Origin of the sequence: Nocardia sp. XZ_19_231 (assembly GCF_015355705.1) — a bacterium.
Lineage (GTDB): Bacteria > Actinomycetota > Actinomycetes > Mycobacteriales > Mycobacteriaceae > Nocardia > Nocardia salmonicida.
Window position 1 is genome coordinate 192,413 of sequence record NZ_JACUZI010000001.1, and the last position, 25,923, is coordinate 218,335.

Here is a 25,923-nt window from a genome sequence, read left to right on the forward strand (position 1 = left end):
GTCCCGCCTCTCCGCGAATTTTGGCCAGCCTACGGGACCGGGCCACCTCGTGGCGCGGCAAGCAGCGCACAGACACGGTGACTCGGCCGCGTCGGCGATACCCCGCGTCGCCTAGTCTTTCCAGGAATCTCGGAGAGGCGGACCCTTGCTGCGCAGTTTTCAGGTGACGAACCACGGATCGCTGGCCCAATCTCAGCAATTGCGGCTGACCAAAGGCGCGGGCGGCCCGTTGGCGGTGCCGGTGACTGCGGTGCACGGGGTAGCGGCGGCGGGGAAGACGAGCGTGATCGACGCGCTCGGGCAGATGCGGGATGCGGTGCTGAACTCGGTGAGCGGGTGGGACCCGTATGCGGGGCCGGTGCGCCGACCGCACCTCGGGTTCGCCGAGCGCCCAACAGAATTCGTCGCGGGGTTCGTTGCCGAAGGCGTGCCTTATACCTATGGGTTCCGGCTCGACAATGCCGATGTGGTCGCGGAGTGGTTGTATACCCATCCTCGGTCGCGCAAGCGGATCGTGTTCGAACGCATCGGTGACGAGGTGAAGATCGGGCCGATGTTCGAGGCGGCTCGCTACGGTGTGGCGGCGCTGGTGCCGTTGCTGCGGCCGAACGCCCTGCTGTTGAGTCTGGCGGGGCAGATGTACGCCGAGGCGCTGGTGCCCGCGTATCGATGGTTCGCGGCGAATCTGGCTGTGCAGCAGGGTGATGTCGACACCGATGCGCTCGCGCACGACCTCGGCAGCCACATCTCCCGTTCGCCCGACAACGCGGCGCGTCTGTTGATGCTGTTGCGCACAGCCGATCTCGGGATCGAGGATCTGCTCGTCGCCGAACACGATCCGATGTACGCGGACTACCTGCGGGATCTGGATGCCGAAATCGGTGCGCTGGCAGGTCATCTCGACCATCCCGAGCAGATTCTGGTCGACCGCGAACTGAGCACCCTTCGGGCGGCGCGGGACGCGCTGTACCGACGGATGGTCGACCGTCGCGGCGCGGGGCTGAGCCTGGTGCACGAGGGCATCGACGTCCCGTTCGAGCTGGCCGACGAATCCACCGCCACCCGTTCGCTGCTGCGCGTGCTGCCCGCCATGTTGGAAGCCCTCGACACCGGTCAGGTGCTCGCGGTCGACGATCTGGGCGTGGGCCTGCCGGTCGAGGAGACCGACCGGCTCGTCCAGTTGTTCCAGAACCCGGAGACCAATGCCCGTGGCGCACAACTGATCTACACCACCGCCGATCGCGCGCTGATCGACCGCGGCAACGGACGCTCCCAACGCACCCGCACCGCCGTGTGGCAGGTGCGTCGCGAGCAGGGGGTCAGCGAGCTCACGCCCCTGTAGCCGGGGGCCTAGCATGGGCGCATGCTCGAAGTGGTGATGGCGGCAGCGCTGGTGACGATGCTGGTGGTGACGATCGGTGCCGTCGTCGCCGGACGGACCGGCCGGGGTAGAGCCGGCCTCGAACACGGGTCGCTGTATGTGACCGGTGTCAGCCCGCTGCCCGCGATGATCGGCGAGCACTACGTGACGATCACCGGGACCCTCACCGGCCCGTCGATCACCGGCAAGGTCGTCTACCGCCGCTTCGCCTGGGACGCCGCCCACTGGCCCGCTCCCGGCGACCACCTCGCCATCGTCTACCCGCCCCACAACCCCGACGACTGGCACGCCGAGCACCCCGGCCTTCGCCCCTACCTCGGCTCCTGAGCGACCTCACCGGCCTCTCCCGGCATGGGTGAGCGGAACTCATAAACGTCCAGGTGGGATCATTTCGGAATGCACGGTACCGACGACCAGACCACCGGACTCCTGATCCGCCCCGCTCTCCCCGACGAGTACGAGGCGGTCGCCGCGCTGACCGTCGATGTGTACGTGGGTGACGGCTATGTCACCGAGCGCGACGACTACGTGCGCGAACTCGCTGACGTCGCGCGCCGGGCGACCGAGTCCGAGGTGCTCGTCGCCGTGCACGACGGCCTGGTCGTCGGCTCGCTCACTGTCGCGAAGCCCGGCTCGCGGTATGCGGAGATCGCCCAGCCCGGTGAACTCGAGTTCCGCATGCTCGCGGTGTCGAAGCAGGCGCGCGGACTCGGTGTCGGCACCGCTCTGGTTCGCGCCGTCATCGAGGAGGCGAAATCGAACGGCTTCGAAGCGGTCGCGCTCACCACCATGTTCTCGATGGTCGACGCCCACCGAATCTACGAGCGGCTCGGCTTCGTCGGTGTCCCCGAACGCGATTGGGCCACCCACGACGGCCTGCAGCTGTTCGTGATGCGGCTCGCGCTGCGCTGAGCGATCAGTTCAGCACGGTGGCGACGATGCCGGCGAGGTAGCCGAGCCGTGCCACTTCCGACGGGCGGAAGTCGGGTCCGCCGGGGCGGCCGAGCAGCAGCGACCTACCGGTGTTGCCCAGCGGAGCGGCGGCGAGTTTGGTGTCCATGTCGCGCCAGATCTCCGGCACCCAGTCGGCCTCGCCGTCGAGCCACATCGGCTTCTCGATGGGCATCCACGGGGCCGAACCCGCTTGTGTCTCAGGGGCGCTCGGGCTGCCGACGATGCGGTAGGCGCCCGCGGGGCCCAAGCCGATGATCGTGGACCAACCGACGCGCAGCACGCGGGGGCAGCCGTCGACGAGAACCTGGAGGCGATCGTCACGGGCGCTGGCGACCTGGTCTATCAGTTCTAGTTCGCGGTGGGTGTCGAGGACGCCGGAGTACGGGCGAATGGAGTCGACGCTCACATCGCGCACCGATTCCGCGGCGGTGATGAGGGTGTCGGGCAGTGCTCCGGTGGGGACTTCGACGACGAGATCGTCGATCGCGAAGCCGGCGCCGCGTTCCACGACATCGAGCGAGAGAATGTCCGCGCCGACCCTGCCGAGGGCGAGTGCGAGGGAGCCGAGGCTTCCCGGTCGATCCGGAAGTTGCACGCGGAGCAGGTATGACACGTGCGTTCCTTTCCATAACGGCCGGGGTTGTTCGAGACGAATACCCGGTGAAGCAATACTTACACCCCTGAACGCGGGTTCTCGACCCGAAGTATGACCCCATCGGCGCGACATGCGCGAACTTTCGTGCGAGGCGGGTGCGTCCGACGTGCGGGGACGGGCGCGTAAAAACCTCTAGGACCCGCCAATTAGGCTGTACCGAATACTGCCCACCGAAGCCGAAAGGGGTCCCGCGGTGCCCGCAATCTCCCGCGACGAGGTCGCTCACCTCGCCCGGCTGTCCCGGCTGGCGTTGACCGACGCCGAACTCGACCAGTTCGCCGGTCAGCTGGATTCGATCCTCAGCCACGTGCAGACCATCACCGAGGTCGCCGCCGATGTCCCCGCCACCGCGTCGCCGAACCCGACGACCAATGTGACCAGGTCCGATGTGGTCGTCACCGGCCTCACTCCCGAGCAGGCGCTGGACCAGGCGCCCGCGGTGGAAGAACAGCGTTTCCTGGTCCCGCAGATCCTGGGAGAGGGCGAATGACCGAGTTGACCCAGCTGTCGGCTGCGGAGCTGGCCAGCAAGATCCACGGCGGCGAGGTGTCCTCCACCGAGGTCACCCAGGCGCATCTGGATCGCATCGGCAAGGTCGACGGTGAGCTCAACGCCTTCCTGCACGTCGCGGGTGAGGAGGCACTGGCCGCGGCCGCCGTGGTCGATGCCGCGCTCGCCGCGGGCGATAGCCCTGCCTCGTCGCTGGCGGGAGTTCCGTTGGCGCTCAAGGACGTTTTCACCACCACCGACATGCCGACCACCTGCGCCTCGAAGATCCTCGAGGGCTGGATGTCGCCGTACGACGCGACGGTCACCTCCCGGCTGCGCGCCGCGGGCATCCCGATTCTCGGCAAGACCAACATGGACGAGTTCGCGATGGGCTCGTCCACCGAGAACTCCGCCTACGGCCCAACCCGCAACCCATGGGACACCACCCGCATCCCCGGCGGTTCCGGCGGCGGTTCGGCGGCGGCACTGGCCTCGTTCCAGGCGCCGCTGGCCATCGGCACCGATACCGGTGGCTCGATTCGTCAGCCCGCCGCGGTCACCGCGACGGTCGGCGTGAAGCCCACCTACGGCACCGTCTCCCGGTACGGCCTCGTCGCCTGCGCGTCGTCGCTGGATCAGGGTGGCCCGTGTGGTCGCACCGTGCTCGACACCGCGCTGCTGCACGAGGTGATCGCCGGGTACGACCCGCGTGACTCCACCTCGCGCAACGTCGCGGTGGCGCCCGTCGTCGAGGCCGCCAAACAGGGTGCCAACGGCGACCTGACCGGTGTGCGCATCGGTGTGGTGCGCGAACTGCACTCCGACAGTTACCAATCCGGCGTGCTCGCCTCCTTCGACGCCGCGGTCGCGGTGCTGAAGGAACTGGGCGCCGAGGTGATCGAGGTGTCGTGCCCGAGCTTCGAGTACGCGTTGTCCTCGTACTACCTGGTGATGCCCTCGGAGGTGTCGTCGAACCTGGCGCGCTTCGATGCCATGCGCTACGGCCTGCGCGTCGGTGACGACGGCAGCCACAGCGCCGACCAGGTGATGTCGCTGACCCGCGAGGCCGGTTTCGGCCCGGAGGTCAAGCGCCGCATCATGATCGGCACCTACGCGCTGTCGGCGGGCTACTACGACGCCTACTACGGCCAGGCCCTCAAGGTCCGCACGATGATCGCGCGCGACTTCGACGCCGCCTACGAGCAGGTCGACGTGCTCGTCTCGCCGACCAGCCCGTTCACGCCGTGGAAGCTGGGCGAGAAGGTCGACGACCCGCTGGCCATGTACCTGTCGGACCTGTGCACCCTGCCGACCAACCTGGCGGGCCACCCCGGCATGTCGGTGCCGTCAGGTCTGTCGGCCGACGACAACCTGCCGGTGGGTCTGCAGATCATGGCGCCCGCGCTGGCCGATGACCGCCTGTACCGGGTGGGCGCGGCCTACGAGGTGGCGCGCGGCGCGCTGCCGACCCCGAGCGCTGTCTGAGAGAAGTCGCACGAGCGGGGCGCGTCGATTCGAAAGAATCGGCGCGCCCCGCTTCTGGTTGTGGGTCCTTCGGCAGTGGGCGCTTACGCCACCGCGCGCTTGCCGACGCCCGCCGTCATCGCGGTGAAACCGGCCCGCAAATCCTTGCCGAGCGCCAACGTGACGACGGGGCTCAACCAGCCCGCGAGGGTGAATCGGGACTCGTAGCGGCACCGGTCGGGGCCGAGCGGCACCACGGTGTGCGAGCGCAGGCTGTGCAGTGCGCCCAGCGGCACCGGCTTCATCGTGTAGCTGAACTCGACGCCCGGGGTGTGGGTGCGAATCCATTCCCGCTGTGGACGGCGGTTGTTGCCCAGCTTCACCTGCATGTCGATGGTCGAGCCCGGTTCCAGCGTGCTCGACGCCTCGTAGCAGAAGGTGTTCCACTCGCCGTAGCGCTCGAAATCTGTGAGCACCTCCCACACCTTCGCGGCGGGGGCGTCGATCTCGATCGTTTCGTCGATGACTAGAGACATGCGTGAAAACTAGGACATGTTCTAATTTTCGGCAACTGGATCAAGCGAACCGGCGGCGCAGTTTGCGCATCCCGTCGATGATCACGGCCGAGGCCGCCGTCACCGCGAACAAACCGAGGACCGTGCGGGCGAGCGGCCAGAGGTTGGGCCGGTCGGCGGGGTCGGACTGGGCGAAGACGTTCTCCACCACCGGTGCGCCGTACTCCTGGCGTCGTGAGTTCACGTCCACGGCGGTGAACGCGATATCGGCCATCACGCCGCAGCGGGCCCGGGAGAACTCGTCGTCGCGCTGCTGACAGGAGGCGTGGATGCGCCGGTTCAGCGCCGCGTCCACCGAGCGGCGCGCCCATCCACCGAGGGGTTCGTCGATCCGCTCGGCGTAGCGCAGCACGTCGTAGCCCAGGTCGTGGGCCTTGCACGCCGACTCGAACTCGGCGGGCAGCGTCACCGGCGAGGAGCAGCCGCCGTTCGGGTTCACCAGCAGACCGTCCTGCGGCGCGGGGTCGTAGCCGAACTTGTAGCCGAAATCGCGGGGGATGAGCGAGGTGGCGTCGGGGCTGTCGTCGACGAGAGCGCGCACCGCGGCGGCGGCCGCGACGTTCTCGGTACCGCCAGGGGTGGTGCCCATGGCGCCGGGTGCCGACATGACCACGGCGGCGGCCATGGCCAGCCCGGCCGTGCACAGCGCGACACCGCTGCGACGACGGTGCTGCGCGGGAGCGGGGGACGGCGCGGAGGCGGCGGAATCTGCGGTACGGGCCCGAGCAGCGGCGGGTACCGGGCGAAGCGGGGTGTTCATGGCCTCCGACAGTAAGGAGCGGGTCTCGCGGCGGGTATCCCGCTGCGGACCGGTTTATCGGGGCGCGCGGGTGGCATGCCCGGCGCCGGGGTCACACCAGGGTAGGGGGTCGTATTCGGTTCGTGGGTATGAGGTCCGGTGACCGGACGGTTCGTAGGCTGACTGTCATGTCCGCACCACTGCGCCCCGCCGCGCGAGGAATACCCGCGCGCACCTGGTTCGACTTCGCAACGGTGCTGGTCGCGCTGATTTTGTACAGCATCGCCTGGCCGACGTTGTTCGTGACCCACGAGGTCTCGCCGGTCGTGGCGCCACTGCTGTCGGCACTGGCGGCCTTGCCGATCCTGTTCGTGCGGGTCAACCCGGCGATGGGCTGGGCGATCTCCGCGGGGGCCGCGCTGCTGTTCTCGATCGGCCTGCAGCCGAGCGCGGACAACGACCTGCCCTTCCAGGTCGTGCACGTCATCGTGCTGTTCGTCCTGCTGTTCGCGGTGGCGTTGCGAGCCTCGGTGCCGATCGTGGTCGTCGCGTGGGCGGCCACCTCGATGCTGTTCGCCACGACCATGCCCGGGTCGCAGAGCGGTCCGCTCTGGGGCTGGGCGATGGGGTTCGGCGCGCTGGCGCTGTTCGGCTATCTCGTGCGGATCCTGCTGGCCTCGCGGCGCAAGCTGGAGCGGCAGGAAGAGGTCACCGAACTCGAGCGCGCGCGTCGGGCGATCCTCGAGGAGAAGGCGCGCATCGCCCGCGACCTGCACGATGTGGTCGCCCACCACATGTCCATGGTGGTGGTGCAGGCGCAGACAGCGCCGTACCGGATCACCGATCTCGACCAGGCCTCGCGGGCCGAATTCGAATCCATCGGTGCGACCGCTCGCACCGCGCTCAACGAGATCCGCGGCCTGCTCGGGGTGTTGCGCAGTGATGGCCAGTTGCCCGAACACGCGCCGCAGCCGCGTGCCGCCGATGTGCTCGCCCTGTGCGCGTCGGCGCTGCGCGCGGGTCTGCCGGTCGACTGGACGGTGACCGGGGATCTGGATTCGGTGCCGGAGACGACCGGGCTGGTCGTCTATCGCGTGGTGCAGGAGTCGATGGCCAACTGCGCGCGGCACGCACCGGGCGCGGCGGTGCAGGTCGCCGTGGCGGTCGAGCCCGGCGTGGTGAGCGTGACCGTGCACAACGCCGCCACCGCCACGGTGCCGCAGCCAGGCGCGGGCGGCGGTCACGGCATCGACGGCATGCGCACCCGCGTCGTCGCGGTCGGCGGTGAACTCCACGCGGCGCCCACCCTCACCGGCGGATTCGAGGTCTCCGTGAAACTGCCCACCCACTGAGGCGTACCTCCGCGTTCGCTCCGGCCGTGCGCGAAAGACCGAGGAACGCTTCGCGTCTGCGCCCTCTAAGGTGGTTGGGTGGCTATTACCGTTTTGATCGCCGACGACCAGGCGATGGTTCGCCAGGGTTTCGGTGCCCTGCTGGGCGCGCAGACCGATATCAGCGTCGTCGGCGACGCACCCGACGGCAAAGTGGCGGTGGCCGAGGCCAAGCGGCTGCGTCCCGATGTGGTGCTGATGGATGTGCGGATGCCGCAGATGAACGGTCTCGACGCCGCCCGTGCGATCCTGACCGCGAATTTCGATCCGCCGGTGCGGGTGCTCATGCTCACCACCTTCGATATCGACGACTACGTCTACGAGGCGCTGAGTATCGGCGCGAGCGGATTCCTGCTCAAGGACGCGCCCGCCGAGGAATTGGTGCGCGCGGTGCGGGTGGTCGCCGACGGTGAGGCGCTGCTCGCGCCCACCATCACCCGCAGGCTCATCGCCGACGTCACCCGCAGGCGCAATTCGGTACGCGCCGCCCCGGCGCCCGCGCTCGGCACGCTGACCCCGCGCGAACGCGAGGTGCTCGAACTGGTGGCGAAGGGGTTGTCGAACACCGAGATCGCCGCGGCGCTGTTCGTGGCCGAGCAGACCGTGAAAACCCATGTGTCCAAAGTGTTCTCGAAGCTCGGGTTGCGCGACCGCGCCCAGGCGGTGGTCCTGGCCTATGAATCCGGCCTGGTCGTTCCCGGCTGAGCCGGCGCGCTCAGCGCGGGCAGACCCCGCCGCGCAGTTCCGGCAGGTGCCGGGCCAGCAGCAGCGCCATCCGGTCGAGCAGTGCGGTGGTGTCGTCGAACGATCCCGAATCGGCCTGCGCCGCAAGGGCTACCGCGAGCTGCCCGCTGCCGACGGGCACCAGTCCGAACTGGCGCACGGTGTAGATTCCGGTGATGTCGTCGGGGCCCCAGCCGCCTTTGAACTCGGTGTTGTCCAGCAGACCGAGACCCCAGCCCTGTTCTTCGGTGATCTCACCCATCAGCGAGGTGACGACCTCGGCCTGCGGCAGGCACGGCAGCCGCGACGCGAACCGCACCTGGTTGGCCAGCGACCACTCGGTGCCACCGAAGGCGGTGCCGTCGAGTTCGGTGCGGGTGCCCGTCTTTCCGGTGGCCGCGTCGCCCGCCTCGTCGAGGATCTGCTGCACGGCGTCGGCGGCCTCTGGTGCGTCACCGAGGGATTCCCACAGACCTTCGGCGGCGTCGTTGTCCGACACCGTGATCGCGGCCTGCGCCATCTCGAAGATCGACTGGTCCTGATCGTGGCGCAACGCGGCGACCGCGAGCGGGATCTTCATCGTGGACCAGGCGATGCCGGTGGTCCAGTCGCCGTAGATCGTCATCCGGCCGCCACCGACCGGCATCAAGGCCATGCCCACCTGTCCGGGGAGCTTCGATTGCAGCTGGGTGAACTCCGCGGCCAGCGAATCGGGCAGCACGATGGACAGTCCCGGATGCCAGGCGTCTTCGCTGTTGACGGTAACCGTGGGCGCGCTCACCGCCTTCGGGGTGCCGGGCGTGGCACACGAGGTGGCCAGTGCGGCCGTTGCCAGCACCCCACAGAGCAGCAGCCTGCGACAGGCAGCCGCCGTTCCGGTCGACTTCACCACCGAATCCTCCCCACCACCCCGTGCGCGTGTGCTTCGGCGGTGCAAACTTCTCGTCGAGCGCGCCCGGACGCTACCGGACGACTGTTAGCAAGTTTCACCGATTTTCGGCGAGAATTCGAATGAGCGTGGTCACACGGTCGGAAGGGGGTCACTGTGCACGACATCGGTGAGGTGTTCGCCGGGTTCACCATCGAGGCGATGTTGGGCCAGGGCGGCATGGGCACGGTGTATCTGGCCCGGCATCCGCGCCTGGATCGGCTGACCGCGCTCAAGCTGCTCAACCGGGATCTGTTCGCCGACGAGCGAGTTCGCGCGCGGTTCGAACGGGAGGCCGATCTCGCCGCCCAGCTCGACCATCCCGGCATCGTCACCGTCTACGACCGGGGGACCGAGGGCGAACAACTCTGGATCAGCATGCAGTACGTCGACGGGATCGACGCCGCGACCGTCGACCCGATGGCGTTGCCGCCCGAACGGGCCGTGCAGATCATCGAGGGGGTCGCCGACGCGCTGGATTACGCGCACAGCAGGGGAGTGCTGCACCGCGATGTGAAGCCCGCCAACATCTTGCTGGCCCGTTCCACCAGTGGCCAGGGCGAACGCGTCTTCCTCACCGATTTCGGCATCGCCCGCCTGCGCGCCGATTCCACCCACCTCACCCAGCAGGGAATGTTCACCGCGACACTGGCTTACGCGTCGCCGGAACAGATGACCGGCGCCGAACTCGACCACCGCTCCGACCAGTACTCGCTCGCGTGTTCGCTGTACTGGTTGTTCACCGGGCTGGCGCCCTTCGACTCCGCCGACCCGAACGAGATCATCCGCGGAACCCTCTACGCCGCGCCGCCGCCCCTCGCGCTGCGCCGTGCGGGTCTACCACCGATCATGGACGCTGTTCTCGCCGCCGCGATGGCGAAACATCCTGCGGCACGGTTCGATTCCTGCGTGTCGTTCGCCAAGGCGGCCCGCCAAGCGCTGACTTCCACGACTCCGCCGGTCCTGCCGCGCCCACCCGTCAACCCGGCGCCCGGCTACTATCCGCCCGCTCCACAGCAAGGACCTGTCGCGCCCTTCGCGCAACCCGGTATGGCGCAGCCCGGTATGGCGCAGCCCAGCTACCAAGCCCCGCCGATTCCGCCTGCGCCACAACCTCATTGGCAACCGCCCTCCCGGCCGTTCGGGGCCGTCCCGCCGGTCGCCCAGCGACCGGCTGCGCCCAGCCCTGCGGTGCCGCCTGGGGAGGTGCCTCCGGTGGTCCAGCGTGCGGAAGCGGGTCCCATTGCTGCACAGCCGAATAGGGGGCAATCTGCGCCCGGTGCGCCGGGCGCGACGCCTATGTCCGCTGCTTCGCCATCGGCCGCGACATCAGCTACGCCGCCATCGGTTGGCGTACAGCCTGCTCCGATTACCGCCGAAGCGACTCCGACGACGGGGGAAGATTCCGGAACACCTTCCAGCCCACTGTCTCTCGACAAGCGGCCTGCGATAGTGGCTCGATCGGCTAGCGGGCAGACGCCCGCCGACGAGGATTCAGACGAGGTATCGGCGACTGCGGCAACCGATGTGGTGTCGATGCGCGACGCGGGCGAGTTGGACGCGGCGAACGCGGAGGCCATGACCGAGGTGACGTCGATCGCTGGGACATCGAACGCGGCCCCCGCGGGGCTCGTGGCGCCCGACGCAGCGGCAGGCCAGTCCAGCCAGGCAAAACAGCCGGGCAGTGCATCGCAGAGCGACGCGGGTCAGCCGGGAGGCGCCGCCCGGTCGGGTGGCGCGGGTCGGTCGGGTAGTGGCGCACAGCCAGGTGATGTGGGGCAGTCGGGTAGTGGCACCCAACTGGGCGGAGTGGGGCAGCCAGGTGGTGTGGGGCAGCAGGGCGGTGCCGCTCAGTCGGGCAGTGCGGGAAAGCCGGGTGAGGTAGGTCGGCCTGGCGCAGCGGGGCAACCCGGTGGGGTCGTGCCGGGTGGTGCGGGTCCGCAGCCAGCCGTGGCGCGACCAGGACAGCGAGCGCCTTGGATGGTGCCGCATCGGGGGCATTGGCCGGTGCCGCGGCGGGTATCGGGGATGCAACGGTTCGGGTGGGTGTTGCTGGTGGCGCTGGTTCTGGTGCTGGTGGCGTTGGTCGTCGCTCTGGTGGTTGTTGTGGTGTCGCCGGGAGGCGACGGCGATCTCGATGCGGAGGGCGGCGCGACCGGGCCGTCGAATTCGGTGGCGGAGGTCGCGGATTCGTTCGCGGAGAGCCGGCGGGTTTTTCCGACCCTGGTTCCGCAGGGGGAGATGAGTGGCGGAATGGGGTATCGAGGGGCGCGGTGTGTGGGGGTGCGTGACGTCAGTGAGTTGGCGTGGAAAGAGCCCGCGCTGCAATGGACTCCGATTGCCACCGGGTGGCAGTGCGAGCGGGCGGACGATCAGGCGGGTTCGGTGAGTTACCTGGTGCTGGAGTACGCGAACACGAGCCAGGCGCGGTCGGTGTTGGAGGCGCTGCCCGCGACGGTTCGCTACGCGGGGGACAAGGACGGCGTGCCGTTCTCGTTGCAGCGGTGGGTGATTCAGGATCCGGCGAGTACCCGCACACAGACCGCGCATCAGGCGCTGAGTTTCCTCGACGACTCGGTCCGGGCGAATTACCTTGTCGTGGTGAGTCGCCGGGGCAGCAGCGGCACCGGCGGAGCCCCACGCCCCTCCGCACAGGACGAGGTCGTCGCGTGGTGGGACGAAGTGCCCCTCTGATCGACAACGCCTGACCACGTTGCACTGACCACACCGGTCGCTGCGGCGTAGGGCAGACATGCCTGACGCCGCAGCGACCTACTTCAGTCGACGGCCAGGGCGGCCACGATCGGCATCCTGGCCGCGCGCAAGGCAGGCGGGATCGATCCCAGCAGCGCCAGGCACAGTGCGACCGCACCGTAGACCGCGATCAGCGGGCTCGGGCGGTAGACGATGTCGATGGTCATCGCGTGACCGATCGCCACGGTGGCCAGATACTGCACCGCGATGCCCACGACGAGACCGATTGCCGCGCCGATGAATCCGATGCCCGCGGCTTCGGCCAGCACCGAGCGCAGCAGGAACTTGCGGTTGGTGCCCATCGCCCGCAGCACCCCCAACTCTCTGCGTCGCTCCAGAACCGACAGCATCAGGGTGTTCAGCAGCGCCACCGTGGCCACCAGCACGACGATCCACAGGATCATGTTGCTCATCGCCGCACCCTGCTGGACGCTCGACGAGATCGCGTCGACCATGGCGGCGCCGGTGTCGACATGGAGTTCCTGGGGGACCATCGCGCGGACCGCGGCTTGCACCGTGTCGGGGTCGGCGCCGGGCGCGTAGTGGATCGACAGGATCGTCTCACCGGGCCGCTGATACCACTCCTGCATCTGGTCGAGGTTCATCATCACCACGCCGGAGACCGCGGTGAAGTACGGAATCACCTGCAGCACAGCAGTTTTACGCTCACCGGAAGGGGTGGGCATGGTGATCTCGTCGCCGACGGACAGCGAGAGCGAACGTGCGACGTCGCGGGTGATCACCACGCCTTCGCGCCGCTCCATCCGATCGATCACCGCCCGGTCCACCGCGCCGAGGCGAGTGTCGGACGTGCTGGGCGGATAACCCTGCAGCATCACCCGACCGCTGCCGATGGTCGCGAAGGCCATCTGGCCGGGGCTCACCCGTTCGACACCGGGCACGGCCGCCAACCGGTCGGCCAGACCGTCGGGCAGCACGGGGCCGGTCGGGAACTGTTCGACGGGGCTCGGACTCACGTACAGGTCGGTGTCGCCGAGGCTTTCGAACGAATCGGTCGCCGCCTTCACCATGTTGCCCGCGGCTCCACCGAGGGCGACCACCGCCGCGACGCCGATCATCACCGTCATCGCGGTCGCCCACACGCGGCGGGGCGCGCGTTCCAGCGTCGTCGCCCCGAGCGCGCCCGGCGCACCGAACCAGCGGGCGATCGCCGCGGACCCGCGCACGATCGGCCCTGTCGCGGCGAAACACAGAAACACTGTCGCGGTGAACGACATGGTGATCGCGGCCAGCGAGAGCCGCCCGAGATCGAGGAAAGCGACGACAATCGCCGCGGCGCCGAGGAGTAGCCCGGCGGCCAGCCCCGCCCAGCGCAGCGTCGAACTGGTGGCGGCGGCATCGCTGGCCTCGACCGGGGCCAGCGCCTCGACCGGGGCCACCTTGTACACCTGCCTGGCCGCGATCGACGCCGCCAGCACCGTCGCCACCACACAGGCGGCGATCGCCACGGGTATCGCGTAATTCGGCACCTGGAACTCGGTCCGCGCCTCGACCGATTGCACGATCGCGGCGGGCAGCCTGCCGATCGCGAACCGGCCCATCAGCGCACCGATCCCGGCACCGATCGCCCCACCGATCAGCCCGAGCATCGCCGCTTCGACGAGCAGATCGCGCACCATCGGCGCACGCTTGCCACCGATCGCGCGCAACAGCGACAGCGTCGGCCTGCGTTGCGCCACCGCCATACTCATCGCGTTGTAGATCAGGAAGGCCGACACGATCAGCGCCGCCGCCGACGACATCAGCGTGGAATACCGCATGATCTGGATCGCGCCACCGGCCTGCGCGGTGCGCAGACTCGGCTCGGCCACCACGGCACGCCCGTCCACCGCTTCGGTGAGCGCGGTGCGCAGGGCCCCCACATCGGTGCCGGGCTGCACGACGATCTGCACCGAATCGAGCTTGCCGACCCGGTCGGTGAGAATCTGGATCAGCGGCAGCGGCCCGGCCACCACGTGGCCGCCGTTGAGCCGGTCGGTCGCCTCGGAGTCCAGGACGGCGGCCACCTTGGCCGTGCCTGCTCCGATCCGCACCGGGTCACCCTCGCGCAGGCCCATAGCCGCGCCGACCAGCACGCCGCGCTCGGTACTGAGCAGCTTGGTGGTGTACTGCGACATCGGCCCGGCCAGATCGCTGCCGAGCGCCCCGATCGTCTGATCGGCCCCGATCAGCAGTGCCCGATCTGGGCCCGCGCCCAGCGTCCCGCGCAGCATCGGCACCGCCGTCGCCACCCCGGGCGTCGCCCCGATCCGGGGGAGCAGTGACTGGTCGAATCCCGCGTCGGTGATGCCGGTGACCTCGAGCTCGGCGGTGCCTGCCAGGCCCTTGGTGAGTTTGTCGACCGATCCGGTGACCGAGCCGGAAATACTCAGCACCGCCACGATCAACGCCGCCGATACCCCCATCACCGCCCCGGACAGGAGAGTGCGCCCGGGATGGCGGAGCAGTTCACCGAAGTTGAACAGCCGCAGCCGATCCCATGCCGCGCCGATCACGCGTCGACCCGCGCGGAGGACAGTTCGTCGGCGCCGATCCGGCCGTCGCGCAACGTGATCACCCGGTCGCAGTAGTCGATCGAACTCATGTCATGGGTCACCATCACGACCGAATTACCTTGCGCCGTAATGTCGCCGAGCAGGGCGAGGATCGCGGCGCCGGTCTTGGAGTCGAGGTTGCCGGTCGGCTCGTCGGCCAGGATCAGCGGCGGATCCATGATCAACGCCCGCGCCACCGCCACCCGCTGCATTTGCCCACCGGACAGTTCCCCGGGCCGATGCTGAGCCCGATCGCCGAGGCCGACGAGGTCGAGGAGTTCGAGTGCGCGCGGCTTCGCCCTGCGTAATCCGGTGCCGTCCAACAATTTCGGGACGGCCACGTTCTCCCATGCCGACAGGGTCGGCAGCAGGTTGAAGAACTGGAAGACGAAGCCGACCTGCTCGAGCCGGAACGCGGCCTGCTCGTCCTCATCGAGATCGCCGATCTCGGTGCCGCGGAAGCGGATCGAGCCCTCGTCGGGGCGGTCGAGCGCGCCGAGCAGGTGCAGCAGGGTGCTCTTGCCGGAACCCGAAGGGCCGATGATCGAGGTGAACTGGCCTGCTTCGATGCGCATGCTCACCTCGTCGAGCGCGCGTACCTCCTGATCGCCGACCCGGTACTGCTTGACCACCCGGGTCAACTCCAGCATCGGCTGCTGTGGCGATTCGATGTCGGGCATATCTTGTCCCCCAGGGAGTTTCGGATTTCAGCGTACGAGAGCGCGGTCGCGGGTAGTCTGCCCGATCGCCGTGCGTGCGTCGAGAAGTGCACGCAGCGCCGGTTGTTCGGCGGCCAGCTCGAGATAGGCCTCCATCGGGGTGCGGCCGTCGATCTCGGCCAGTTCGAGCTTGACGCGCAGATGGTTGTCCCAGCGGTTGGCCAGGGCTTGCAGCAGACCGTCGATGCCGCCGAAGAGTGTGTCGAGCTCCGCGATGCCGGCGAACAGCGCGGGGTCGTTCGGGTCGATCGTGGCCCTGGCGAGCACGGTGTGCACGATCTCGGTGCGGTGGTGCAGATCGGTCCAGGTCATGGGCTTCACCTTCCGTGAGCGGGTGAACCGAACGCTACGGGCGGTGCGAGGTCGAATCGTCGTGCCGGGGACCCGACTTCTTCTCCTACTGCGGTAGGACATCGGTACCGTTCGCGGGACGATGCTACGCCCGGTAGGCGGCGACTAGCCTTACATCATGGATGTGAGCCACGCCATCCCCGCGAAGGCGCCGGGCCGTGCGAGCCTGCGGCAGCGGTTCGTGGCCAAGGCCGAGGCGTCACGTGCGTTCACCACGGCCCGCGAACGCATCGAATCGTTGCCCTACGACTATCCGCCCGCGGTGATCCTCGGCGCCGACCTCGCGCTGCTGGTGGTCACCGGCGCGGCGGTGATCCAGCGACATTCCTACTTCCCCAGCCCGCTGCCGTTGCTGGCGATGGCCGCCGCGTTCCTGCCGATCCCCCTGTTCGCGATCTTCGGCGTGAACCCGCACCCCTTCCTGTTGAAGTCGAGCGCGCTGCTGTCGTGCGGCTTGTTCCTCTTGCAACCGGTCAACGCCGACTTCGCGCCGTTCGTGTTGGTGATCGTCGCCGGAGAGGTGGCCGCGGTCGCCTCCCGCGGAATGACGGTGGGGTTCACCCTGCTCGCGATCCTCGAACTGGTCGCCTTCGACCTCGCCGGGCATGTGCACTGGGGTGAGCCGGGGCAGCGGCTGCAAGGGCTACCGATGTACGTCATCGGCATTCTGCTCGGCATGTTCGTCGGGGTGCTGCTGCAGTATCAGCGGAGGTTTCTGTACCAGGAACGGGAGAATCAAACCATTCGCTCCGGCCAGGCCGCCGACGAGGAACGGCGCCGGATCGCTCGCGAAGTCCACGATGTGATCGCCCATTCGCTCTCGATCACCCTGCTGCACCTGACCGCCGCCCGGCGCGCACTGCAGACCGACGACGACCCCACCGAGGCGGTGGAAGCGCTCGTCGAGGCCGAACGCCTCGGTCGCCAGGCGATGGCCGACATCCGGCGCACCGTCGGCATGCTCGACGCGGGCCCGGCGCAGATGGCCCCCGAGCCGGGCGCCGCCGATATCGACGAGCTCGTCGGCGACTTCCGCCGCGCCGGGCTCACCGTCGACTACGCGCGCACCGGCGAGCTGGACACCGTCACCGGCGCCATCGGCCACGCGCTCTACCGGATCGGCCAGGAATCGCTGGCCAACGTCACCAAACACGCGCCCGGCACCGCCGCCACGGTCCGCCTCGATGTCACCGCCGACGCGGCGGTGCTGGTCGTGTCGAATCCGCTTCCGCTCGGGCCCGCGCCACGCCGCGACACCGGGATGGGACTGCGCGGCATGCGCAAACGCACCGAACTGCTCGGTGGGAAGATCACCGCGGGAAACGGCGGCGACGCCTGGACGGTGCGGGTCGGCTTCCCGCTGCGATCGGGCACGTGCGCCGCCCTCTCGACCATGCTGCCGGGCAAGCTCTGGAACAAACCGCAGGAGGACACGTGACGACCGCTTCGCCGATCGAGCAGTTGGTGACAGTGCTCGTGGTCGACGATCAGGAACTCGTGCGCGGTGGATTGCGCCGCATCCTGCGCCGCCGCGACGGTTTCACCATCAACGAGTGCGCCGACGGCGACGAGGTCGCTGCCGCCGTCGCCACCCAGCGACCCGATGTGGTGCTGATGGATCTGCGCATGAAGCGGGTCGGCGGCATAGATGCGACCCGGTTGCTGCGTGCCCGCCCCGATGCTCCGCCGGTCCTCGTGCTCACCACCTTCGACGACGATCAGCTGCTCTCGGGCGCGTTGCGCGCGGGCGCCGCGGGATTCCTGCTCAAGGACTCGCCCGCGGAGGATCTGATCCGCGCGGTCCGCACCGTGGCAGGCGGGGGCGCGTGGCTCGATCCCTCGGTGACCGGACGGGTGCTCACGGCCTACCGAACAGTGAAACCGGTCGGTACCCGAACCGACCGTCGGCTCGGCGAACTCACCGCCCGCGAGTACGAAGTGCTCGAATTGATCGCCTCGGGCCGGGTCAACAGCGAGATCGCCGCCGAACTCGGGATCTCGGAAGTCACAGTGAAAAGCCACGTCGGACACATATTCGGCAAGTTGGACCTACGCGACCGGGCCGCCGCGATCGTGTTCGCGTTTGACCACGGCGTAGTGACACCGGGAGAATCTTCCTACTGAGAAGCAGGCCCGGCGGACCTGCCAGAAGTGGGAGGCGGACGCTGGTGCAAGCACCTGGGTCACGGGCGGGGACCAGATTCGGCCCGTACGAGTTGCGGTCGATGCTGGGCAAGGGCGGAATGGGCGAGGTCTACGAGGCCTACGACACCGGCAAAGATCGAGTGGTCGCTCTGAAGTTGCTGGCGCAGGAGCTCGCGCAGGACCCGGCCTACCAGCTCCGATTCCGCCGCGAATCCCAAGCCGCGGCCAAGCTGGCCGAACCGCATGTCATCCCGATCCACGACTGGGGTGTGATCGACGGGGTCCTCTTCATCGACATGCGCTTGGTGCCCGGCAACGACCTGCGGACCGTGCTGCGCGGGGGCGGGCCGATGAGCCCGGACCGCGCGGTCGCTGTCGTCGAGCAGATCGCCGCGGCGCTGGACGCCGCCCACGCGGGCGGCCTGGTGCATCGCGATGTGAAGCCCGCCAACATTTTGGTCACGCCCGCCGATTTCGCCTACCTCGCCGACTTCGGCATCGCGCACACCGAGGGTGACAGCGCGGTGACCCAGGCCGGGATGGCGGTCGGCTCCTATATCTACATGGCGCCGGAACGCTTCGACGTCGGCCCGGTCTCGCATCGCGCCGACGTGTACTCGCTGGCCTGCGTTCTGCACGAATGCCTCACCGGCGCTTCGCCTTTCCCCGCCGCGAGCATGAGCGTGCTGGTTCGCGCGCACCTGTCCGAGGCGCCGCCGCGTCCGAGTGAGTTGCTCCACGGGATACCCGTCGCACTCGACGACGTCATCGCGACCGGCATGGCCAAGGACCCCGCGGATCGGTATGCATCGGCCGGTGAGCTGGCTGTCGCCGCTCGCCGAGCGCTGGCCTCGGCCGTACGCGACGGTGCCGCTCCCGCTCCCGCTCCCGCGCCAGCCCCGTCGGGTGCTTTCGCGTCTTACGCCGGGGCACGCCGAGTCCCCGGTGGGCATGATGTGACTCCGGGTTCTGCGCAAGGGCCCACGCTCCGCGGTCCCGCTGGTGCTCCGGACCGAGCGCCCGCTGGTTATCCGCCCGGTGGTCCAGGCTCCGCGCCCGGGGCCGGACGCGGGTTCGCCGCCGCAGCCGGGTTCGCCGCTGGTGCGGGACGTGGTGCTGCCGGGTCGCCGCCCGGTGTCCCCCCCGGCGCCGAGCGTGGCGTCCCCTCCGCGACCGGTCCGGCGCGTGCTGTGCCCATCGGTTCGGCGAGTGGTGCCCGGAAGGCAACGCCCGACTCGGACGAGCCGGAAAACGTCGATCAGGTGCCGACGCCGACGGGGGAGTTCCGTGTGATCGGCGCGGTAACCGCGACCGGTGGCGTGGAGACCTCGCGCAGCCAGTCGGCCGCGACCGGCGCTCAGCCGACCTTGATCATCCGCCCACCCGCCGAGACACGTCCCGGCGCAACCGACACCACCGGTTTCCGTCGCATTCCCGCCGAGGGCACGGGCGAGATCTCGATTCCCGCGGTGATCCAGCCGACGGGCCCCGCCGAAATCCGGCCCGCCGACACCCACTTCACCCCCCTCCCGTCGGCCGATGAGCCGGAAGCTCCCGCGCCGCCACCGGCCTACACTCCCGATCAGGGCCTCCCGCGGATGCGCCCGTTCCCGGACGCGCACCTCTACGACGGCGCGCAGCCGGGCGAAACGTCGGCTCCCCTCGTGCAACCGCCGCGTCCCACGTCAGCGACCCCCTACCCGGCGCCCACCGGCCCGCACCGGCTTCCGCCTCAGCATGTCGGCCAGGAGCCACACCGGGCACCACCTACTCAGCGCTACTCCGGCGAACACCCCCTCCCTGCCGCGTACACTCCGCCGACCGAGCAATACAACGTCGCGGCATCGAACCCCGACCCCCGGTTCCCCGCCCCGGCACCGTTCGGCCCACCGACCGAGCAATTCACCCCCGCGTCGAATCCGCCCGCGGGCTTCGCGCCGCCGACGCAGAAATTCGGGGCCGACCTCGACGATCCGCACGACCGATTCGGCGGTCCCGCTGAGCATTTCGACGATTACTCCGAGGACCGGTTCGGTGGCCCGCCCGGGCAGTTCAGTCCGCCGACCGAACAGTACGACCCCGCCGAGTTGCAACGATCGGCGCCGACCCAGCATTACGGCGCCGACGAACCGGATCCGCAGCGCTCGCAGCCGACGCACCAATACCGTGGCGGCGCGGCACCTTTCGCCGCGCATCAGGCTTCGCCGGAGTTCGACGATCCGGCGCGCTCGGCCGCGACCCGGCAGTACGTGGGTCAGGAGAACGCGTACTCCAACTACGACGAACCGCCCAGCGCCTACGGTGATCACGCCTACCGTGACCAGGCCTACGATCCCGGGTACGGTCCCGATCCCGCCTATGGTCCCGACCCGGCCTATGGTCCCGATCCGGCCTGGGCGCACCAGGATTCGGGTCGCCGACGATCGGTCCTGCTGCCGGTGCTGGTCGGCGTCCTCGCCGTGGTGGTGCTGGCGGTCGGTGGTGCGATCGGCTGGCGCATGATGTCGGCCGCCGAACCCGACCAGACCTCTACCGCGGCAGCGACTTCGCAGGCGCCGGGTGGTTCTGGTCAGCCTGCGGGCACCACCCCCCGCGCGACCACCGCCGCTCCCACCACCTCGGCGGGACCGGTCACCCTGCCGGTAGGCGCGCAGCTCTGTGAATCAGGTTCTGGCACAGGCTCTTACAGCAAGGTCGCGGTCGGCAGCGGGGTCACCAGTTGCGGTTTCGCCGAGGCGGTCCGGGAGGCCTACGCCGGTGGCGGCTCGGGAGCGCGCTCCGTGGTGGCGACGAGCCCGGTGACCGGGCGCACCTACACGATGACCTGCGCCCCGGCGGGCAAGCTCGTCACCTGCACCGGTGGCGAGAACGCCGTGGTCTACGTCTACTGACACACAACGGCCGCGGCCCCTACTTCGGGGCCGCGGCCGACAACGATCTCAGTTCGCCGAAGCGACCGCGACCACCGTGTCCCCGAGCAGACTCACCGTGTTCGGATCGCTCCACGACCCGGTGATCGACACACCGTCGGCCACCACCGCGGCGCCTGCCTCACGCAACTCGTCCGCCAGGTCCTGATTGACCGCCTCGCCGGGTCCCACCGTGATCACCGCGACCGGTTTGCCCGCGACAGTCGGCGCCGACTGGGGATTGGCCAGCCAGGCGATCACATTCGCCGCCAGCGGCGGGACGCTCGCGCCCTCGGCCGCGAACAGCAGCACACCGTCGGCTTCCAGCGCGGAGCGGCGCAGCTGGTTCGCGATCGGCGGTCGCTCGTCCTCGGTATCGATCGCGGGACGATAGGTGGGCAGGGTGTCGAGCTCGGCCAGGCTCACCACGTCGACGTTGTTGCGGATCGCGACCCGCTGGGTCTCGCTCGCCAACTGTTGCACGGTGGAGTTCTCGCCGGGTTCGGCGACGAGTGCGAGCAGATATGACATCAGTTGCCCTTCGACGGTGTGACAGTCACGTTCACGCTCTTCATCATCGGCTGATCGCTCTCGGTGCTGTGTGCCTCGCTTGGATTCTCTACCGCCGAGATCACGGAAGGGATTCGAGACGGCGGTATGCGAAACGTTGCATACTGTCGGCATGGCTGACGACAACGAGTGGTACTACTGCCTCAAGCACCACAAGGCCGAACAGGGCAAGGCCTGCTGGTACGGCGACCGCATGGGCCCCTACCCGGACCAAGCCACCGCGGAGAAGGCGCTCGAGATCGCGAAGGCGCGCAACAAAGCGGCCGACGACCAGGACGACTGACCCACACAGTGAGCAGAGTCATGGGATGAGCAGAGTCACCGCACGGCGCAAGACGACCCGCCTTTCCCCGGCCGGGCGGATCGAGCGACCCGACACGCTCGCCGTCGAGGAACCGCTCGAAATCCGGGTCGACGGGCGATCGCTCACCGTCACCATGCGCACCCCCGGCAACGACATCGACCTCGTGCACGGGTTCTTGTTCGGTGAGGACATCATCGGTGCGGCCGAGGACATCGTCAGCGCCCGCTACTGCGCGGGCGCCGACAGTGAAGGCCGCAACACCTACAACGTCCTCGACCTGCGCCTACGTAATCCGGTGCCGATCCACACGCGCAATTTTCTCACCACGGGCGCGTGCGGGCTCTGCGGCAAGAGCGCCCTGGACGAAGTGCGCACCCACAGTCGCTTCCCGATCCCGCACGAGTCCGTGTCGATCGGCACCGACACCCTCGGCGAGCTGCCGGAGCAGCTGCGCGCCGGGCAGAAGTTGTTCGAGGCCACCGGTGGACTGCACGCGGCGGGTCTGTTCAGCGCCGACGGCACTCTGCTCGCCCTACGCGAGGACATCGGCAGGCATAACGCCGTCGACAAGGTGATCGGCTGGGCGGTGCGCGAGAACCGCGTGCCCGCGCACGATCTGGTGCTGGTCGTGAGCAGTCGGGCGTCGTTCGAACTGGCGCAGAAGGCGGTGATGGCCGGGATTCCGATCCTGGCCGCGGTGTCGGCGCCCAGCTCACTCGCCGTCGACCTGGCTGCCGAGTCCGACCTCACGCTGGTCGGCTTCCTGCGCGGCGAAACGATGAATATCTATACGGGCGAACACCGTCTGACCTGAGGTTCACCGCTCGAAGTGGGCGATCGGCATATGTCGCAGTACGGTAACGGTACGGGTCGCCAGCACCGAACGCCCCGGGGGAGTTTACAAAAGAAAATGCTTCAGATAATGAACAATGAACGACGCCATCGCGTCCGGGTGGCGCTGTCCGCGTTGCTGGCCGCGGTCGCGCTCGTCACCGCGGGTTGCGGTAGCGAGCCGAAGGCCGCTCGGCCGAGTGTGACGACGACTGTTCCCGTCGCCGATCCCGGCGTCGGCAACGAAACCCTTTCCGTCGCGCTGCCGGGCAGCCTGGCGGCCGATTTCACCGAACTCCAGCAAGGATTCCGCGGTAGTGCGGGGTTGGCGATCATGCCGGTGGGCGGCAAGAAAATGGTGACCTTCGGCAACTTGTCCTCCGGTCCGGCCTGGTCGACGATCAAGGTGCCGCTCGCCATCGCGGCCCTGCGCAACAGCGCCTCCTACGCCTCTTACGCCTCCGCTGCCATCACCGCGTCGGACAACGGCGCCGCCGACACCCTGTGGGCCTCACTCGGCGGCGGCGCCGACGCGGCCCAGGCGGTGCAGAATGTGCTGCGCGAAGGCGGCGACATCCGCACCAACGTGCCGACGACCCGCACCCGCGCCGACGCGTCGATCTACGGCCAGGCCGAATGGACCCTGGCCGACCAGGTGCGCTTCGCCTCGCAGCTGCCGTGCATACCGCAGAGCGAACGCGTGGTGGGGCTGATGCAGCAGATCATCGCGAGCCACCACTGGGGTCTGGGCGCGTTCGGCAGCGCCGAGTTCAAGGGCGGCTGGGGCCCCGACCCCGCGGGCAAGTACCTGGTCCGTCAGTTCGGCCTGATCGATTCGCCCACCGGCCGGATCGCGATCGCCTTCGCCGCGCAACCGGATACGGGTGGTTTCACCGACGGAACGGCCATGCTCGACAAGATGGCGACGCTCATCTCGGGGCACCTGAGTGAGCTCGCCGGAGGTCACTGCTCCTGATCGGCGCCGGTGCGGCAAGATGAACAGCATGCGCATCGGAGTCTTGACCGGAGGCGGGGATTGTCCAGGTCTGAACGCGGTGATCCGGGCTGTGGTCCGCACCGCGAACGGACGCTACGGCGATGCCGTCGTCGGTTTCGAGGACGGCTGGCGCGGCCTACTCGAGGATCGAAAGATCCGCATCCACAACGACGACCGCACCGACCGCCTGCTCACCAAGGGCGGCACCATGCTCGGCACCGCACGGACCAACCCTGACGTGCTGCTCGCCGGCCTGCCACGGATCCAACAGACCCTCGACGACAACGGCATCGAAGCGCTGATCCCGATCGGTGGCGAAGGCACCCTCACCGCCGCGAGCTGGCTCGCCGACGAGGGCGTGCCGGTGGTCGGCGTGCCCAAGACTATCGACAACGACATCGACTGCACCGACGTCACATTCGGCCACGACACCGCACTGTCGATCGCCACCGAAGCCATCGACCGCCTGCACACCACCGCCGAATCCCACCAGCGGGTGATGCTGGTCGAGGTGATGGGCCGCCACGCCGGCTGGATCGCGCTGAATTCCGGTATCGCCGCAGGCGCTCATCTCACCCTGGTGCCCGAGGAACCGTTCGACGTGTCCCGGGTGTGCGCGATGATCAAGGCCCGCTTCCAGCGCGGTGACAAGAGCTTCATCTGCGTGGTCGCCGAGGGTGCGCATCCCGCGCCGGATTCCGGATTCGCGTTGCGCGAGGGCGGGATCGACGAGTTCGGCCACGAGCGGTTCACCGGGGTCGCCCAGCAGTTGGGCTCGGAGATCGAGCGCCGCATCGGCAAGGAGGTCCGCACGACGGTGCTGGGCCACATCCAGCGCGGCGGCAGCCCGACGCCCTACGACCGGATCCTGGCGACGCGGTTCGGGGTGCATGCGGCGGAGGCGGTGCACGCGGGGCATTTCGGTCAGATGGTGGCGCTGCACGGCACCAATATCGGGCTGGTTCCACTGTCGGAGGCGACCAAGCAGCTCAAACGCGTTCCGCCGGAACGGCTCAGTGAGGCGTCGGCCTTCTTCGGCTGAGAGCGGCTCGGTTCTCGCACAGTCGGTACGGTGGGGTCATGCGCACCGGTCGAGTGGTCGTTTCGGTTCTGTTCGTCGTCGCGGCACTGGTGGCGGGGTGCTCGCAGTCCTCGGACGACGTGGCGGCCCCCACGGTGCACGGCAGCTGGCACGGTGACATCGAGGTGCCGGGGCAGCCGATCGCGATCGGGGTGAATTTCGCCGAGGACGGGTCGGCCACCATCGACATCCCGGTCCAGGGTGTGCGCGAGGCGCCGTTGAAAGACGTTCGCACCGAACCGGACCGGGTGGAGTTCACCCTCCCCGACGTGCCGGGCGACCCTGGTTTCCGCGGCAAACTCGACGGTGACCGGATCGCCGGCGACTGGGTCCAGTCCGGGGAGAAAGCGCCGGTCACGCTGCAGCGCGGCAAGATCGAGGAACCCGCCCGCCCCCAGGACCCGAAACCGCCGTACCCCTACCGCAGCGAGGACGTCACCTATCGCAACGGCGACATCACCATCGCGGGCACCCTCACCGAACCCGAAGGCACCGGCCCGTTCCCGGCGATGCTGCTCATCACCGGCAGCGGCCCGCAGGACCGCAACGAAGAGTTGATGGGCCACCGCCCGTTCCAGTTGCTGGCCGACACCTTCACCCGCGCGGGCTATGCCGTGCTGCGCGCCGACGACCGTGGCGTCGGCGGCACCGGCGGCACCCTCGACGCCGCCACCTACCCCGAACTCGCCGCCGACGCGGCCGCGGGCGTCGCGTTCCTGCGCACCCGCTCCGAGATCGATCCGGCTCGGGTCGGTCTGTTCGGGCACAGTGAAGGCGGCTACCTCGCGCCGATGGTCGCCGCGCTGCCCGGCACCGATATCGCGTTCGCGGTCCTGATGGCGGGCCCGTCGGTGCCGGGCGCCGACGTGCTCATCGAGCAGAACGAAGTGATCATGGCCTCGTCGGGCGCACCGCAGGACCAGATCGACCAGCAGGTCGCCTACGTCACCACCTGGTCGACGCTGCTGCGCGCGGGCGACATCGAGGGCGCGAAGGCCTTCACCCAGCGGCACAACGACTCCCTGCCGGAGGCCGAACGCGCGCCACAGCAGGTGGTCGACGGGTTCAACACCCCGTACATGACCTCGTTCATCACCCACGACCCGAAGCCGACGTTGCAGGCGCTGCGCGTACCGGTGCTGGCATTCTTCGGCGACAAGGACCAGCAGGTCCTCGCCACCCAGAACGAGGGCCCGATGCGGGAGAATCTCGCCGGCGCCCCCGGCGCGACCGTGCACACCTTCCCCGGCCTCAACCACCTGATGCAGCCCACCGCGACCGGTAAACCCAGCGAATACTCCACCATCGAGACGACCATCGACCCCGCCGTGCTCACCTACGTCACCGACTGGCTCACCCAGCGCGTTCCGCCTCGCTAGGACCACCGGCCGAGTGCGTCGGCGGGCTT

The 25,923-nt window shown here is 68.9% G+C and carries 24 protein-coding genes; 16 read left to right on the top strand and 8 right to left on the bottom strand.

Annotated features, from left to right (window positions below; all coding sequences use genetic code 11):
• The first annotated feature begins 163 nt into the window (after positions 1 to 163).
• The 3 genes from IBJ82_RS00815 to IBJ82_RS00825 all read left to right on the top strand — a co-directional run bounded on the left by IBJ82_RS00815 (position 164) and on the right by IBJ82_RS00825 (position 2,293).
• The gene (locus IBJ82_RS00815; protein WP_370585086.1) at positions 164 to 1,342 is read left to right on the top strand and encodes an ATP/GTP-binding protein; all 1,179 of its coding nucleotides are present in this window, start codon (positions 164 to 166) and stop codon (positions 1,340 to 1,342) included.
• A gap of 21 nt (positions 1,343 to 1,363) precedes the next feature.
• On the top strand, positions 1,364 to 1,708 hold the full coding sequence (locus tag IBJ82_RS00820) for a hypothetical protein (RefSeq protein ID WP_194824063.1): 345 nt from the start codon (positions 1,364 to 1,366) through the stop codon (positions 1,706 to 1,708).
• Between the two features lie 69 nt (positions 1,709 to 1,777).
• Entirely contained in the window at positions 1,778 to 2,293 is a 516-nt protein-coding gene (locus IBJ82_RS00825; RefSeq protein ID WP_194824064.1) for a GNAT family N-acetyltransferase, read from the top strand.
• A gap of 4 nt (positions 2,294 to 2,297) precedes the next feature.
• Here IBJ82_RS00825 and IBJ82_RS00830 read toward each other — a convergent pair whose 3' ends face one another.
• Entirely contained in the window at positions 2,298 to 2,948 is a 651-nt protein-coding gene (locus IBJ82_RS00830) for an amino acid-binding protein (RefSeq protein WP_194824065.1), read from the bottom strand.
• Between the two features lie 235 nt (positions 2,949 to 3,183).
• Between IBJ82_RS00830 and gatC the strand changes: the two genes are divergently transcribed.
• Both gatC and gatA read left to right on the top strand, forming a co-directional pair.
• On the top strand, positions 3,184 to 3,480 hold the full coding sequence (gatC, locus tag IBJ82_RS00835) for an Asp-tRNA(Asn)/Glu-tRNA(Gln) amidotransferase subunit GatC (protein ID WP_194824066.1): 297 nt from the start codon (positions 3,184 to 3,186) through the stop codon (positions 3,478 to 3,480).
• Entirely contained in the window at positions 3,477 to 4,964 is a 1,488-nt protein-coding gene (gene gatA, locus IBJ82_RS00840; protein WP_194824067.1) for an Asp-tRNA(Asn)/Glu-tRNA(Gln) amidotransferase subunit GatA, read from the top strand. The genes gatC and gatA overlap by 4 nt, the downstream gene beginning before the upstream one ends.
• An 83-nt stretch (positions 4,965 to 5,047) precedes the next feature.
• Here the strand turns inward: gatA and IBJ82_RS00845 are convergent, their stop codons facing one another.
• Positions 5,048 to 5,479 (bottom strand): SRPBCC domain-containing protein, encoded by a 432-nt coding sequence (locus IBJ82_RS00845; protein WP_056812143.1) that lies wholly within the window; start codon positions 5,477 to 5,479, stop codon positions 5,048 to 5,050.
• Positions 5,480 to 5,519: 40 nt separating this feature from the next.
• Positions 5,520 to 6,278 (bottom strand): hypothetical protein, encoded by a 759-nt coding sequence (locus IBJ82_RS00850; RefSeq protein ID WP_194824068.1) that lies wholly within the window; start codon positions 6,276 to 6,278, stop codon positions 5,520 to 5,522.
• A gap of 167 nt (positions 6,279 to 6,445) precedes the next feature.
• On the opposite strand from IBJ82_RS00850, the gene IBJ82_RS00855 reads away from it, so the two are divergent.
• Together IBJ82_RS00855 and IBJ82_RS00860 are read left to right on the top strand one after the other, a co-directional pair.
• Positions 6,446 to 7,609, top strand: coding sequence for a sensor histidine kinase (locus IBJ82_RS00855; RefSeq protein WP_194824069.1), 1,164 nt, complete (start codon positions 6,446 to 6,448; stop codon positions 7,607 to 7,609).
• 78 nt (positions 7,610 to 7,687) lie between these two features.
• Positions 7,688 to 8,353, top strand: a complete 666-nt coding sequence (locus tag IBJ82_RS00860; RefSeq protein WP_056812133.1) for a response regulator transcription factor — start codon at positions 7,688 to 7,690, stop codon at positions 8,351 to 8,353.
• A gap of 10 nt (positions 8,354 to 8,363) precedes the next feature.
• Here IBJ82_RS00860 and IBJ82_RS00865 read toward each other — a convergent pair whose 3' ends face one another.
• Positions 8,364 to 9,260, bottom strand: a complete 897-nt coding sequence (locus IBJ82_RS00865; protein WP_370585087.1) for a hypothetical protein — start codon at positions 9,258 to 9,260, stop codon at positions 8,364 to 8,366.
• A gap of 156 nt (positions 9,261 to 9,416) precedes the next feature.
• On the opposite strand from IBJ82_RS00865, the gene IBJ82_RS34425 reads away from it, so the two are divergent.
• The gene (locus tag IBJ82_RS34425) at positions 9,417 to 11,993 is read left to right on the top strand and encodes a protein kinase (protein ID WP_370585088.1); all 2,577 of its coding nucleotides are present in this window, start codon (positions 9,417 to 9,419) and stop codon (positions 11,991 to 11,993) included.
• Positions 11,994 to 12,076: 83 nt separating this feature from the next.
• On the opposite strand, the gene IBJ82_RS00875 is transcribed toward IBJ82_RS34425, so the two are convergent.
• The 3 genes from IBJ82_RS00875 to IBJ82_RS00885 are packed head-to-tail and all read right to left on the bottom strand — an operon-like array spanning position 12,077 to position 15,639.
• Positions 12,077 to 14,569, bottom strand: coding sequence for an ABC transporter permease (locus IBJ82_RS00875; protein WP_194824070.1), 2,493 nt, complete (start codon positions 14,567 to 14,569; stop codon positions 12,077 to 12,079).
• On the bottom strand, positions 14,566 to 15,288 hold the full coding sequence (locus IBJ82_RS00880) for an ABC transporter ATP-binding protein (protein ID WP_228536380.1): 723 nt from the start codon (positions 15,286 to 15,288) through the stop codon (positions 14,566 to 14,568). The genes IBJ82_RS00875 and IBJ82_RS00880 overlap by 4 nt, the downstream gene beginning before the upstream one ends.
• 27 nt (positions 15,289 to 15,315) lie before the next feature.
• On the bottom strand, positions 15,316 to 15,639 hold the full coding sequence (locus IBJ82_RS00885) for a hypothetical protein (protein WP_194824071.1): 324 nt from the start codon (positions 15,637 to 15,639) through the stop codon (positions 15,316 to 15,318).
• 157 nt (positions 15,640 to 15,796) lie between these two features.
• Here IBJ82_RS00885 and IBJ82_RS00890 point away from each other — a divergent pair, with 157 nt between their 5' ends.
• Genes IBJ82_RS00890 through IBJ82_RS35250 form a run of 3 tightly spaced genes read left to right on the top strand, consistent with a single transcriptional unit; the run spans position 15,797 to position 20,714 of the window.
• A complete protein-coding gene (locus IBJ82_RS00890; protein WP_194824072.1) occupies positions 15,797 to 17,116 on the top strand; it encodes a sensor histidine kinase in 1,320 nt (439 codons plus the stop codon).
• Positions 17,113 to 17,802, top strand: a complete 690-nt coding sequence (locus tag IBJ82_RS00895) for a response regulator transcription factor (protein WP_131816592.1) — start codon at positions 17,113 to 17,115, stop codon at positions 17,800 to 17,802. The genes IBJ82_RS00890 and IBJ82_RS00895 overlap by 4 nt, the downstream gene beginning before the upstream one ends.
• A 44-nt stretch (positions 17,803 to 17,846) precedes the next feature.
• Positions 17,847 to 20,714 (top strand): protein kinase, encoded by a 2,868-nt coding sequence (locus IBJ82_RS35250; RefSeq protein WP_370585089.1) that lies wholly within the window; start codon positions 17,847 to 17,849, stop codon positions 20,712 to 20,714.
• A 48-nt stretch (positions 20,715 to 20,762) separates the two neighbouring features.
• On the opposite strand, the gene IBJ82_RS00905 is transcribed toward IBJ82_RS35250, so the two are convergent.
• On the bottom strand, positions 20,763 to 21,263 hold the full coding sequence (locus IBJ82_RS00905; protein WP_194824073.1) for an NAD(P)H-dependent oxidoreductase: 501 nt from the start codon (positions 21,261 to 21,263) through the stop codon (positions 20,763 to 20,765).
• A 151-nt stretch (positions 21,264 to 21,414) separates the two neighbouring features.
• Between IBJ82_RS00905 and IBJ82_RS00910 the strand changes: the two genes are divergently transcribed.
• The 5 genes from IBJ82_RS00910 (at position 21,415) to IBJ82_RS00930 (ending at position 25,894) form a co-directional block, all read left to right on the top strand.
• Entirely contained in the window at positions 21,415 to 21,585 is a 171-nt protein-coding gene (locus tag IBJ82_RS00910; RefSeq protein ID WP_165610217.1) for a hypothetical protein, read from the top strand.
• A 25-nt stretch (positions 21,586 to 21,610) separates the two neighbouring features.
• Complete coding sequence (gene fdhD, locus IBJ82_RS00915) at positions 21,611 to 22,420, top strand: formate dehydrogenase accessory sulfurtransferase FdhD (protein WP_194824074.1); 810 nt, start codon at positions 21,611 to 21,613, stop codon at positions 22,418 to 22,420.
• 108 nt (positions 22,421 to 22,528) lie between these two features.
• A complete protein-coding gene (locus tag IBJ82_RS00920) occupies positions 22,529 to 23,413 on the top strand; it encodes a hypothetical protein (RefSeq protein ID WP_194824075.1) in 885 nt (294 codons plus the stop codon).
• 28 nt (positions 23,414 to 23,441) lie between these two features.
• Entirely contained in the window at positions 23,442 to 24,476 is a 1,035-nt protein-coding gene (locus tag IBJ82_RS00925; RefSeq protein WP_194824076.1) for an ATP-dependent 6-phosphofructokinase, read from the top strand.
• Between the two features lie 38 nt (positions 24,477 to 24,514).
• Positions 24,515 to 25,894: a S9 family peptidase gene (locus IBJ82_RS00930; RefSeq protein WP_194824077.1), complete on the top strand. Its 1,380-nt coding sequence runs from the start codon at positions 24,515 to 24,517 to the stop codon at positions 25,892 to 25,894.
• Positions 25,895 to 25,923 lie beyond the last annotated feature (29 nt).